This window comes from Pseudomonas sp. NBRC 111127, from assembly GCF_001320345.1.
Lineage (GTDB): Bacteria > Pseudomonadota > Gammaproteobacteria > Pseudomonadales > Pseudomonadaceae > Aquipseudomonas > Aquipseudomonas juntendi.
This window is the reverse complement of sequence record NZ_BCBD01000161.1, coordinates 1-12,439: the sequence shown is the minus strand read 5'-3', so window position 1 is coordinate 12,439 and position 12,439 is coordinate 1. Positions and strand designations below refer to the sequence as shown.

10 protein-coding genes are annotated in these 12,439 nt (G+C 63.1%); 3 read left to right on the top strand and 7 right to left on the bottom strand.

What is annotated here, in order from left to right; translation table 11 throughout:
- Window positions 1-406: 406 nt before the first annotated feature.
- From APH30_RS22460 to APH30_RS22430, 7 genes are all read right to left on the bottom strand, one after another.
- Window positions 407-1,291 (bottom strand): hypothetical protein, encoded by an 885-nt coding sequence (locus tag APH30_RS22460; protein WP_054913806.1) that lies wholly within the window; start codon window positions 1,289-1,291, stop codon window positions 407-409.
- A 95-nt stretch (window positions 1,292-1,386) separates the two neighbouring features.
- Entirely contained in the window at window positions 1,387-2,178 is a 792-nt protein-coding gene (locus APH30_RS22455) for an IclR family transcriptional regulator (RefSeq protein WP_054913805.1), read from the bottom strand.
- Between the two features lie 60 nt (window positions 2,179-2,238).
- Window positions 2,239-3,549, bottom strand: a complete 1,311-nt coding sequence (locus APH30_RS22450; protein ID WP_054913804.1) for an MFS transporter — start codon at window positions 3,547-3,549, stop codon at window positions 2,239-2,241.
- Window positions 3,550-3,607: 58 nt separating this feature from the next.
- Window positions 3,608-4,756, bottom strand: coding sequence for a galactonate dehydratase (gene dgoD / locus APH30_RS22445; protein ID WP_054913803.1), 1,149 nt, complete (start codon window positions 4,754-4,756; stop codon window positions 3,608-3,610).
- 38 nt (window positions 4,757-4,794) lie between these two features.
- Window positions 4,795-5,415, bottom strand: a complete 621-nt coding sequence (locus tag APH30_RS22440; RefSeq protein WP_054913802.1) for a 2-dehydro-3-deoxy-6-phosphogalactonate aldolase — start codon at window positions 5,413-5,415, stop codon at window positions 4,795-4,797.
- Between the two features lie 12 nt (window positions 5,416-5,427).
- Entirely contained in the window at window positions 5,428-6,402 is a 975-nt protein-coding gene (locus tag APH30_RS22435) for a 2-dehydro-3-deoxygalactonokinase (protein ID WP_054913801.1), read from the bottom strand.
- A 215-nt stretch (window positions 6,403-6,617) separates the two neighbouring features.
- Window positions 6,618-8,999, bottom strand: coding sequence for a glucose/quinate/shikimate family membrane-bound PQQ-dependent dehydrogenase (locus APH30_RS22430; RefSeq protein ID WP_054913800.1), 2,382 nt, complete (start codon window positions 8,997-8,999; stop codon window positions 6,618-6,620).
- A 311-nt stretch (window positions 9,000-9,310) separates the two neighbouring features.
- On the opposite strand from APH30_RS22430, the gene APH30_RS22425 reads away from it, so the two are divergent.
- From APH30_RS22425 to APH30_RS22415, 3 genes are all read left to right on the top strand, one after another.
- The gene (locus APH30_RS22425; protein ID WP_054913799.1) at window positions 9,311-10,555 is read left to right on the top strand and encodes an OprD family porin; all 1,245 of its coding nucleotides are present in this window, start codon (window positions 9,311-9,313) and stop codon (window positions 10,553-10,555) included.
- A 248-nt stretch (window positions 10,556-10,803) separates the two neighbouring features.
- The gene (locus APH30_RS22420; protein WP_054913798.1) at window positions 10,804-11,610 is read left to right on the top strand and encodes an NAD(P)-dependent oxidoreductase; all 807 of its coding nucleotides are present in this window, start codon (window positions 10,804-10,806) and stop codon (window positions 11,608-11,610) included.
- A gap of 24 nt (window positions 11,611-11,634) precedes the next feature.
- Window positions 11,635-12,439 (top strand): SMP-30/gluconolactonase/LRE family protein (locus APH30_RS22415; RefSeq protein ID WP_054913797.1); only part of this gene is annotated, 805 nt, incomplete at its 3' end.

The window sequence follows — 12,439 nt, the reverse complement described above, 5'->3', positions numbered from 1 at the left end:
CCAGAGTGAACTGGACCAGGCATTGGTTGCCATAGGCGCTGATAAGCTGCGCACTTGATTCTGCCGAGATAAGACAGAGTGACAAGAGACCTCGCCCACGCCGACAGGAGGGGTACGGCACACTCAGTTGCCATGTGCCGGGACTGGACTTGCCAGTCTGAGTGGTCGTGGGCGAGATCGGGTTGTAGTTTGATCCAGGAAAAAACCAATCCTTTGCAAAAGTCGCCGAAGACTCACCAGCTGGGCTCAGCGTCCGTAGCTCCCAAAAAAACAATCATTAATCAAAAAACCGACTTGATAATGGAAATACGGAAATTATCAACGGCTGGCTGGGGGCGCGCTGCGCCCCTTTCCGACCGGTCCGGCGCCCGACAAGGCCGCTCCTGAGAGGGATCCTGGCAGGACGTCAGGCGGTGGCAGAGGCCTGCTTTGCTTCAAGCAGGTTATGCAGGGTATTGAGGAACAGGTCGAAGCTCATGATGCCGCTCCCCGCGGTGGACAGCACGGTCCTGCCGCTTTCGTCCTTGATCACCACCAGTTCGGTCCAGGCACTGAGATCGATGCTGCGCAGGCTGGTCATGGGCACCTTGATGCCTTCGACTTCCAGGGCATCACGGGTGACCCGGAGAGGTTTGGTCGTGACATTGAGGAAGTTGCCGCTGACACGCTTGCCCCACACCTGGCCAGTGCCGATGTAGTTGAATTGCACTGTACCGCCCTGCGAAAGGGTAGCCATGGCTTGGGGCAGGCGTTCGTTCAGGTGCAACTCGCGCACCAGGTCAATGAACTTGTACAGGCCCTTGAGGTGGGCATTGACGCGCCGGAACGCTTCGCTGTCGTTGCGGCGGTACGCCAGGTTGTTGACCAGGCCGGCAGCAGCTGTCTGACCAGAGGCGAACAGGTACAGGTCTTCCATCTCGCTGAACGGCAAGTAATCGCGCTCGCTGCCGATCACCTGGCAGAGCCCTTTTTCATACACCTCATAACGGGCGCCGCGCAGCTTCTTCTGCCAAAGGGCCAGGCCGAACATGCTCAACCCAAGGGCCAGCAGCAAACCAATGGTGAAGTAGAAGATCTGTATCGGGCCGCTGAAATGCAGCGTGGTGCCACGTCGTGTTTGCAGTTCGACCGGGCCGCTAACGTCCGTCGAGACGATGGTGCTGAGGTAGCCGACAAAAGCCGCGAGGCCCACACAGATGATGCCGAGGGTGATCAAGCTGACGATCAGCGCCTTGCCATAACCAAAACTGCCGAGCAGCTTGCCGGCGGACGTGACTGGGGTGGGTTGCATGGTGAAGCCTCCTTGCTTGGGGAAATGGACGTCATGTCATTGTTGGCGCTCAGACACCAATTGTTGCGCGTAGTTCAGTGCCAACACGGTTCAGGCTAGTGCTTTAGCCCAAGCTCTGCCGAAAGCCGCGCGGTCACGCCTTTGACCACCGGTACCAGCTCGCGCATCTTCTCCTCGGGCATATAGGGCACTGTGCTGGCCACACTGATTCCCGCCACGATCCGCCGGCTGGCATCGCGTACCGGCGCAGCCACGCAGCGGATCGACGGCTCGTTGTCCTCCAGGTCGAAGGCATAACCCCCCTTCACATACTCGACCATGCGCTGCTCGAACTGCGCCCAGGTCTGCTCGGCGTGGTGCGGCCAGAACGGGCTTTTGCCACCTGCCGGCAGGCTGGTTTCATACAACCTCTGCCACTCGGCCGGGGTGTCGTCGAGCATCAGCGCCTTGCCGATACCCGTGCGCGCCAGCGGCATGCGGTGGCCGACCCGGGAGCGCATTTCCGGGCCGTTGCGCCCCGGGGTCTTGTGCAGGTACAGCACCTCATCGCCTTCGCGGATTGCCAGGTGGATGGTGTCGCCGGTCAACGCCGACAGCTCGTCGAGGTACGGCCCGGCAAGGGTCACCAGCGGCAGCTCTTCTCGGGCCTGGAAGCCGAGTTCGATCAGCTTGGGGCCAAGCAGGTAACCGACCTGGGGCACCACGCGCAGGTAGCGCTCGTCCACCAGGCAACTGACCAGGCGGTGGGTGGTGCTGCGGGTGGTGCCGATGTGCTGGGCGATGTCCTTGAGGTCGCGCGCGCCTGCGGCCACGGCCTGCACAACGGCCAGGCCGCGCAGCAGGGTCTGGGTGCCGGTAGGGGCGGTTTTGGTAGGGTCTTCCTGCATGTGCGGCCTTTATCGAAGTGCGAATGGGCGGGCGACATTATGTTCACCCGCAGGGCGCGGCTACAACTCGATGCGCTCGACCTTGCCGACCAGCAGGATGTACGACAGCGCGCCAAGCAGGGCCAGCGCGGCGATGTAAGTGATCGCCGGGGCGAACGAAGCGCCGCTGGCAAGGAAGCCGATCACGATGGGTGTGACGATCGCCGACAAGTTGCCGATGAAGTTGAACACCCCGCCGGTCAGCCCGAGCAGACGCGCCGGGGCCAAGGTAGAAACCAGCGACCAGGTGATCGAGGCCAGGCCGTTACCGAAGAACGCCAGCGCCAGGAAAGCAATCACCAGCGGGGTGGAGTCGACGAAGTTGGCGCCAATGATGGCGGTGGAAATCAACAGGCCACTGATGATCGGCAGCTTGCGCGCAAGGCCCACGCTGGCCCCACGGCGGATCAGCCAGTCGGAGAAAAAGCCCGAGCACAGCACGCCGACAAAGGCGGCGAGAAACGGCAGCGAGGCCAACATGCCGGACTTGATGAAATCCATGCCGCGGTACTTCACCAGGTAGGTCGGGAACCAGGTGAGGAAGAACCACAGTGTCGAATTCAGGCAGAACTGGCCGAGGTAAATGCCCCAGAGCTTGCGCTGTGTCAGCACGATGCCCAGGTCGGCCCAGCTGAACCTGGCCTTGGTCTTGGCCTGCTCCTGCTGGATATCCACCAACCCGCCACCTTCGCGGATCAGTTCGATCTCGGCCTCATTGGCACCCTTGAAATCGCGCGGTTCGCGATACACCGCGTACCAGATCACGCCCCAGAGGATACCCACCGCGCCGGTGGCGACGAACACCATGTGCCAGCCGAACGCATGCTGCAGCCAGGCCAGCACCGGCGTCAGGAACGCCAGGCCGACGAACTGCCCGGAGGTGTAGAAGCCGATGGCCGTGGCCCGCTCCCGCTCGGGGAACCACGTAGTGACCACGCGGCTGTTGATCGGGTATGCCGGCGCCTCCAGGGCGCCGACCGCCATGCGCAGCACGAACAGCGCGATGAAGCTGGCCGCGAAACCGAGCATCACCGTGGCCAGCGACCACAGCACCAGCGCCACGGTATACAGAATGCGCGGCGGTACGCGGTCGACCAGCCAGCCGCCTGGGATTTGCATGGCAGCGTAGGTCCAGCCGAACGCCGAGAACACCAGGCCGACGTGAATCGGGTCGATGCCCAACTCACTGGTCAAGGCCGGTGCTGCAATCGACAGATTGCTGCGGTCCAGGTAGTTGATCACCACCGTGATGAACAGCAGCACCATGATGAAAAAGCGCTTGCGGCTGGGCGCCGACAGGGTCGCCTGCCCGGTAAGGGTATGCGGGTGCATGAGCAGTGCCTCTTGTTATGGTTATTGAGGTCGTTTCAACGCAGGTGGGGCCAGGCAGTCACCACTCGGCAAAGCTGCCATCGGCGTGGCGCCACACCGGGTTGCGCCAGCGGTGGCCGACAGCGGCGCGCTCGATCACGTACTCCTCGTTGATCTCGATGCCCAGGCCAGGGCCGTTGGGGATCTTGACCATGCCCTGCTGGTAGTCGAACACGCCGGGGTCGCGCACATAGTCGAGCAGGTCGTTGCTCTCGTTGTAATGAATGCCCAGGCTCTGCTCCTGGATGAAAGCGTTGTAGCAAGCAGCGTCGAGCTGCAGGCAGGCCGCCAGGGCGATCGGGCCCAGCGGGCAGTGCAGCGCCAGGGCGACGTCGTAGGCCTCGGCCATGTTGGCGATCTTGCGGGTTTCGGTGATGCCGCCGGCATGCGACGCATCGGGCTGGATGATGTCGACGTAGCCTTCGCTGAGCACGCGCTTGAAGTCCCAGCGCGAGAACAGCCGCTCACCCAGGGCAATCGGCGTGCTGGTCAGCGGCGCCAGTTCTTTCAACGCTTCGTAGTTTTCACTGAGCACCGGCTCTTCGATGAACATCAGCTTGTAAGGGTCGAGTTCCTTCATCAGCACCTTGGCCATGGGCTTGTGCACGCGGCCATGGAAGTCCACGCCAATGCCCACGTTCGGCCCTACCGCATCGCGCACGGCAGCGACGTTGGCCAACGCCTGGTCGACCTTGTCGAAGGTGTCGAGGAACTGCAGTTCCTCGGTGCCGTTCATCTTCACGGCGGTGAAACCACGTGCCACGGCCTCTTTTGCCGCTTGCGCGGTATCAGCGGGTCGATCGCCGCCGATCCACGAATACACGCGGATCTTGTCGCGCACCTGGCCGCCGAGCAGGTCGCTGACCGACACACCCAGCGCCTTGCCCTTGATGTCCCACAACGCCTGGTCGATACCCGCCAGGGCGCTCATGTGGATGGCACCACCGCGGTAGAAGCCGCCGCGGTAGAGCACGGTCCAGATATCCTCGATGTTGCGCGGGTCCTTGCCGATCAGGTAATCGGACAGTTCCTCGACCGCGGCAGCCACGGTGTGGGCCCGGCCCTCGACAACAGGCTCGCCCCAACCGGCGACGCCCTGATCGGTTTCGACCTTGAGGAAGCACCAGCGCGGCGGAACGATGAAGGTGATCAGCTTGGTAATTTTCATCTGCTTGTCTCTCTTGTTGGATGCAGTGCAGGGCCGGCTCAGCGCAGGCTCTGCCAGGCGCTCACGTAAGCCTTGGCAGCGGCCTCGACCTGTTCAGGGGTCATGCCTGGCTTGTACAGGCCGGAGCCCAGGCCGAAGCCCCGGGCGCCAGCGGCATAGAACTGCTGCAGGTTGCCGGGGGTGATGCCGCCGACCGGCGCCAGCACGGTGCCGGCGGGCAGCACGGCCAGCCAGGCCTTGACCACCGCCGGGCCCAGTTGCTCGGCCGGGAACAGCTTGAGCACGTCGGCCCCTTGCGCCAGGGCGGCAAAGGCTTCGGTCGGTGTGGCGACGCCCGGTGCCAGGTACAGGCCTGCCGCCTTGGCAGCACGCAGTACTTGTGGGTCGCTGTGGGGCATGACGATCAACTGGCCGCCCGCCTCTTTCACCTGCGCGACCTGGGCCGGCGTCAGCACGGTACCTGCACCGATCAGGCAATCGTCAGGTAGGGTGCGACGCAGCAGGCGGATACTGGCGAACGGGTCAGGCGAATTGAGCGGTACTTCGATGATGCGAAAGCCGGCGCTGTAGAGCACTTCGCCAACCGCAGCCGCTTCATGCAGTTGCAAACCGCGCAGAATCGCAATCAGGCCGTTGTGTGCCAATGCTTGTTCGAGCATGTCGAGCTCCCTTCAGGATGATTGAACCAGGCCAGCGGCAAGCGCCAGTTGCCAAAGACCGCGCTCGGTGGCCTGCTCGGCGACACTCACATGGGTGAAGCCGCATGCCTGCAGGGCCCGGCTGTAACGCGCGCACAGCGGGCCGTTGCCGATCAGCAGGATTTCCGGCAGGTGCACACTGTGGCGCCGCTGGCGCTGCAGTTTGGCCAGGGCTGAAAGTTCATGGCCGATCAGGAGACCCGACAAGTAATCGGGCTGGGCGCTGGCGCTCAGCTCACCGGTCAGGCCCAGGGTGCGGGCGCTGAACAGGGTGGACAGCGGGCCGATCTCCCCCTCGGCGGAGCAGGCGGCCTGCACACCGAAGTCGAAGGCTGGCGCATCGAACGCGGCGCCGCGCTGCTGGGTACGGCCAAGGATGCTGTGCGCGCTGAGCACGGCGAAAATCTCGCCGGTCATGAAGGTATCGAAGTGGACGATGCAGCCATCGACAACCTCTACCCATTTCGAATGACTGCCGGGCAGGCCGATGAGCAGGTCATCGGTATTCACCCCAGGCAGTGCGCCCAGCACCTGCGTCTCTTCACCCCGCATGACATTGGGCAGGCGCGCGTGCTGGATCACGCCGGGCACGATATGCACCTCGACGCCGCGAAGGCTGCCGACAGTTTGCAGCGCGCCACCGAGGCTGGCGACGTTGGCCGGGGTTTCGCGGTACGCGGCCTCGCGCCAGCCCTGGGCGCTGCCGACCATGCCACAGGCAATCACGGGCAGCCCGGGCTGGGCGTCGAGCCAATCGCCACAGGCGTCGTCGAATGCCAGTTCGAAACCGTCATTGCAAAGTTGGCCGTTGATCAGGCGCGGGGCTTTTGGCAAGTGCATGATGCCGCTGGGCAGGGTGCGCACATCCAGCACCCGGCCTTGTGCGGCGAGTTTGTAAGCACGAAGGGAGGTGGTTCCCCAGTCGAGCGCGATCAATTGCGCCTGCATCGCTTCACCTGTTCTGTTTTTGGCAGTGAGTGAGGCGACTATAAACTTGGGCGGAGGAAAATTCCAATATGTAAAACACAATCCCATATATAGGGATTTTGACTTCGTCTTGTGGGAGGTCACTGGGTCGCGACATGCCCGCCATCAAAAAAGCCCGTGAAACCAAGCGCCGGCCGCGCGGTGCTCGATCTCACAGGCCTTGAACCTGCCGCCGCTTACTCCGGCAGGGCAAACGCCATCACATAGTCCCCTTGCCGGGTACCCAACGAGCCATGCCCGCCGGCCATCATCAGCACGTACTGGCGACCATCCTTGCCGGTGTAGGTCATCGGCGTGGTCTGAGCACCTGCCGGCAGGCGCCCTTCCCAAAGCACCTTGCCATCGCGCACGTCATAAGCACGCAGGTACTGGTCGAGGGTGCCGCTGAGGAACGCCAGGCCGCTGGCGGTGGTGAAGCTTCCGCCCAGGCTCGGCACGCCCATGGTCAGCGGGATCGGAATGGGCGAGCTGTCACGTACGGTGCCGTTCTTGTGCTTCCATATCACCTTGTGGGTGGTCAGGTCCACTGCGGCCACATAGCCCCAGGCCGGTGCCTGGCAAGGCAGCCCCAGCGGCGACAGGAAAGCGCCCATGATCACGCCATAAGGCGCGCCCTTGTTGGCCTGGATGCCCTCGGTCTCACTCTTGCGCGCCGGCTGCCCGGCGATTTTCGAGGCAGGCACCAACTGCGACTTGAAGGCCATGTAGCTGGGGTTGACGAAGGCGATCTGGCGCACCGGGTCGACCGAAATGCCACCCCAGTCGAACACCCCGAAGTTGCCGGGGTAGACCAGCGAGCCCTGCAGCGATGGCGGGGTGTAGATGCCGTCATAGCGCAGCGAACGGAAGTCGATGCGGCACAGCATCTGGTCGAACGGCGTTACGCCCCACATGTCTCGCTCACGCAGGGTGGGCGGCATGAAATTGAGCTCGGACATCGGCTGGGTCGGTGCGGTGTGATCACCTTCCACGGCGCCTTGCGGTACCGGGGTTTCGTGGATGGGCACCAGCGGCTGACCGTTGCTGCGGTCCAGCACGTAGATGCTGCCCTGCTTGGTCGATGCCATCACCGCAGGCTTGATGCCTTCGGCGGTCTTGATGTCGACCAGGCTCGGCTGGCCACCGACATCCATGTCCCACAAGTCGTGATGGGTGAACTGGTAGTTCCAGCGCACCTTGCCGGTGGCGATGTCCAGGGCCACCAGGCCGGCACTGAATTTCTCCGCCTCTGGCGTGCGGTTGCCGCCCCACTGGTCGGGCATCTGGTTGCCCATGGGCAGGTACAGCAGGCCGAGCTTCTCATCGGCGCTGATCACCGACCACACGTTTGGAGAGTTGCGGGTGTAGAACTGGCCGTCACTGATCGGCGCGGTAGCGTCGGGGTTCCCGCTGTCCCAGTTCCACACCAGCTGGCCGGTGATCGCATCATAGGCGCGGACTACGCCGGACGGCTCGTCGGTGGAAACGTTGTCGGTGACATGACCGCCAAGTATCACCAGGCCGCCGGCCACGGTGGGTGGCGAAGTGGAGTAATAGCCACCGGGGGCGAAGCTGCCGATGTTGCGGGTAAGGTCGATCTGGCCGTTATCGCCAAAGCCGGCGCACTGTTGGCCGGTATCGGCATCCAGCGCGATCAGGCGGGTGTCGGCGGTGGGTACGTAAATGCGCTTGGCGCAGGCCTGCCCTTGCGCGGGGCTCGCTTGCGAGCTGGCCGTGTCGTAATAGGCCACGCCGCGGCAGGTCATGTGCGCCCAGCCTTTGAAATTGGCCGCATTCTGCGTGCTGAGCTTGGGATCGAAACGCCAGATCTCCTTGCCGCTGTCGGGGTCCAGGGCAATCACCTGGCTATGCGGGGTGCATACGTAGAGCTTGCCGTTGACTTTCAGCGGGGTGTTTTCCGCCGTGGTTTCGCCCGGGTCGTTTGGCCCGGGGATATCACCGGTGCGGTAGGTCCAGGCCAGCTTGAGCTTGCCCACATTCTGCGGGGTGATCTGCTTGAGTGGCGAGTAACGGTCGCCAAACTCGGTACGCCCGTAGGACTGCCAGTCACCTTCTGGCATTGCCGGCGCCGTGCTGGTGGTACCTGCCGTGTCGCGGTCCAGGCGGCCGACCACGGTGCCAGGCTGGGTGAACTGGCTGGCCAGCGCCATCAGGCCCGCGGCCGCCACGCCCACACTCAATACCCCTGTACCGAGGGGATAAGGCTGGCCCTGCGTCAATGGGCTGCGTAGCCAAGGCAATAACAACACCAGGCCAAGGACGAACCAGAGGGCCAGCCGGGGGACCAGTTGCCACCAGTCCAGGCCCACCTCGACCAACGACCAGAGCGAACTCAGCAACAGCACGACGCCATAAACGCTCAATGCCTCACGTCGGCCAGCCAGCAACAAGGCTGCAGTAATCGCCAAGCCAATGCCGGCCAGCAGGTAATACAGCGAACCGCCAAGGGTTGCCAGTTTGATGCCGCCGGCCAGCAAGGCCAGGCCCATCAGCAAAAAAACCACGCCTAGCAATCTGGGCAGCAAGCGTGAGGGGTGTGAAGCACGGGTGGTGCTCATCGGTGAAATCTCCGTTTCCATGGGTCTGAATCGATAAGACATTCAGCAACGAAGAATAGTATTACTAAATAATTCTGCGACAAACTGACGCACCCGAGGCAGTGCGTTGCGACAAATGCAACAATTCGCGGGCAGTCGTAGTATGACCAATTGTTATTGCGAGCCCGAACTAGAGCCTGCGCTTGAGCGCTCACCGTTGAAAGTGGCTGAATGCTGGCGGCCAACGCCGTTGACAGCGGGTTTTTCACTTGTTAAAAAAGCCGAAGTTGTACGACAACACATAACAAAAACAACATCAGTGGAAGCAACCCATGTCGAAAATCTGCCACACCACCCTCCCCTGTGCGCTGCTTGGCGCCAGCCTGCTCAGCTGCCTGCCGGGCACCAGCCTTGCCCAAGGTTTCATCGAAGACAGCAAAGCCGTGCTGGGCCTGCGCAACTTCTATATCAACCGCAACTTCACCAACCCCGCCAACCCGCAAGGCAAAGCCGAAGAATGGACCCAGAGCGTGATCCTCGATGCCCGTTCCGGTTTCACCGAGGGCCCGGTGGGTTTTGGCGTGGACGTGCTGGGGCTGTGGTCGGTGAAGCTCGATGGCGGGGGCGGCACCTATGGCACCGGGCTGCTGCCACGCCACGACGATGGGCGGCCGGCGGATGACTTTGGCCGGCTTGCCGTGGCGGGCAAGGCGCGCATTTCGAAAACCGAACTGAAGATCGGCGAATGGATGCCGGTACTGCCTATTCTGCGCGCGGACGACGGGCGTTCACTGCCGCAAACATTGCGTGGCGGGCAGGTCACGTCCAACGAGATTGCCGGGCTGACCTTGTACGGCGGCCAGTTCCGCGCCAACAGCCCGCGCAACGACGCCAGCATGGAGGACATGAGCTACGGCGGCGCGGTGTCGGACCGCTTCAACTTCGTCGGGGGCGAGTACAGGTTCAACCAGGAGCGCACCCTGGTGGGGCTGTGGAATGCGGTGCTCAAGGACGTGTACCAGCAGCAATACCTGCAGCTGAGCCACAGCCAGCCGCTCGGCGACTGGACCCTGGGCGCCAACCTGGGTTATTTCCAGGGCGATGACGACGGTTCCAGGCGCGCTGGCGAGCTGGACAACAAGACGTACTCGGGGATGTTCTCCGCCAAATATGGCGGCAGCACCTTCTGGGTCGGGCTGCAGAAGGTCGATGGCGATACCTGGATGCGGGTCAATGGCACCAGTGGCGGAACCCTGGCCAATGACAGCTACAACGCCAGCTTCGACAACGCCAACGAACGCTCATGGCAGGTGCGCCATGACTTCAACTTCGTCACCGTCGGCGTGCCGGGGCTGACCTTGATGAACCGCTACATCAGCGGCCGCGACGTGCACAGCGGGGTGGTGAAGGATGGCAAGGAATGGGTCCGTGAGACTGAACTGGCGTATGTGATCCAGAGCGGAGCGTTCAAGGATTTGAGTGTGAAATGGCGCAATTCGTCGATTCGGCGGGACTACAGCAATAACGAGTTCGATGAGAACCGGTTGATTTTCAATTATCCATTGTCGTTGCTGTAAGGGTTGATGCAGACCTTTGGAGGGACGGCCTTGTGTCGCGTAAGGAGGCGAAACGGCCCTGGCAAATCATGCCGCTAAGGTGCCGTCCTGGGGGCGCTTCGCACCCCTTTCGCGACACAAGGCCGCTCCTACAGGGCACGCGCATGACATCGGGCTGACATTGAGTTGTCATTGACAACACTACTCGCACTGCCAATAATCACAAAAGTCATACGACAACCTACAACAATTAACAACAAGAGCCGGTCATGACCACTACCCCCCTCAAACGCCTGCTGCTCACCGGAGCCGCAGGCGGCCTGGGCAAGGTCCTTCGCGAACGCCTGCAAGGCTGCGCCGAGGTCCTGCGCCTTTCCGACATCAACCCCATGGCCCCAGCCGCTGGCCCACACGAAGAAGTGGTCACCTGCGACCTGGCCGACAAGGCAGCCGTGCATGCCCTGGTTGAAGGCGTCGACGCCATCGTGCACTTCGGCGGGGTGTCTACCGAGCATTCGTTCGAAGAGATTCTCGGCCCCAATATCTGCGGCGTGTTCCATGTCTACGAGGCGGCACGCAAGCATGGGGTGCAACGGGTGGTCTTCGCCAGCTCCAACCATACCATCGGCTTCTACCGCCAGGACGAGCGCATCGACGCGCATGCCCCGCGCCGCCCCGACAGCTACTACGGGCTGTCCAAGTGCTATGGCGAAGATGTCGCCAGCTTCTATTTCGATCGTTACGGCATCGAAACCGTCAGCATCCGCATCGGCTCTTCGTTCCCCCGGCCACAGAACCCGCGCATGCTCTGCACGTGGTTAAGTTACGACGACCTGGTGCAGCTGATCGAGCGCGGCCTGTTCACGCCGAACGTCGGCCACACCATTGTCTACGGTGCCTCGGCCAACCGCACCGTATGGTGGGACAACCGCCATGCCGCACACCTGGGCTACGTGCCCAAGGACAGCTCGGAGCCCTTCCGCGCAGCGGTGGAAGCCGAGCCGGCGCCTGCCGCCGATGACCCGAGCATGGTCTATCAGGGCGGCGCATTTGCCGTGGCCGGACCGTTCAACTGACCGCACGCGCCAGGAGGCACGGCCATGCACTGTGAACTGATCGTCGACGCCCGCAACGGCACCGGGGAAAGCCCCGTGTGGCACCCTGGCGAGCAGGCCTTGTACTGGGTCGACATACCCGCGCGCCAGTTGCACCGCTGGCAGCCGGTGGATAACACGCACCAGGTCTGGCAGGGCGACCAGATGCTGGCCTGTATCGCCCGCAGTGGCGACGGCTGGGTGGCCGGCATGGAAAGCGGCATCTTCCAGATTCAAACCAAGGCCGACGGCAGCCTGGCCAGCCGTGTGCTCAGCGGGGTGGCGCATGCGCAGCCGGGCATGCGCTTCAACGATGGCCGCTGCGACCGCCAAGGGCGTTTCTGGGCCGGCAGCATGCTGCTGGACATGCAGCAAGGCGCCCACGTAGGGGCACTGTACCGGCATGACCGCGAGGGCCATTTGCACCTGCAGCAAGCGGGCATGATCGTGCCCAACGGCCTGGCTTTCAGCCCCGATGGCACGCGCATGTACCTGTCCGATTCGCACCCCAGCGTGCAGAAGGTCTGGGCCTTCGACTACGACACCGACACGGGCACACCCCACAACCCGCGGCTGTTCGTGGACATGCGCAATTACCCCGGCCGCCCCGACGGTGCCGCCATCGACCAGGACGGCTGCTATTGGATATGCGGCAATGACGCCGGGCAGATCCACCGTTTCACCCCTGACGGGCGCCTGGACCGCTCGCTCAGCGTGCCGGTGAAGAAACCGGCGATGTGCGCCTTCGGTGGCGCCAACCTCGACACCCTGTACGTCACCTCGATCCGCCCGGCGGGGCTCGACCTTGGCG

Excerpts from the sequence above, each read along its gene's own strand:
- APH30_RS22460 (WP_054913806.1), bottom strand. The coding sequence starts at position 1,291 with ATGCAACCCACCCCAGTCACGTCCGCCGGCAAGCTGCTCGGCAGTTTT.
- APH30_RS22455 (WP_054913805.1), bottom strand. The coding sequence starts at position 2,178 with ATGCAGGAAGACCCTACCAAAACCGCCCCTACCGGCACCCAGACCCTG.
- APH30_RS22450 (WP_054913804.1), bottom strand. The coding sequence starts at position 3,549 with ATGCACCCGCATACCCTTACCGGGCAGGCGACCCTGTCGGCGCCCAGC.
- dgoD (WP_054913803.1), bottom strand. The coding sequence starts at position 4,756 with ATGAAAATTACCAAGCTGATCACCTTCATCGTTCCGCCGCGCTGGTGC.
- APH30_RS22440 (WP_054913802.1), bottom strand. The coding sequence starts at position 5,415 with ATGCTCGAACAAGCATTGGCACACAACGGCCTGATTGCGATTCTGCGC.
- APH30_RS22435 (WP_054913801.1), bottom strand. The coding sequence starts at position 6,402 with ATGCAGGCGCAATTGATCGCGCTCGACTGGGGAACCACCTCCCTTCGT.
- APH30_RS22430 (WP_054913800.1), bottom strand. The coding sequence starts at position 8,999 with ATGAGCACCACCCGTGCTTCACACCCCTCACGCTTGCTGCCCAGATTG.
- APH30_RS22425 (WP_054913799.1), top strand. The coding sequence starts at position 9,311 with ATGTCGAAAATCTGCCACACCACCCTCCCCTGTGCGCTGCTTGGCGCC.
- APH30_RS22420 (WP_054913798.1), top strand. The coding sequence starts at position 10,804 with ATGACCACTACCCCCCTCAAACGCCTGCTGCTCACCGGAGCCGCAGGC.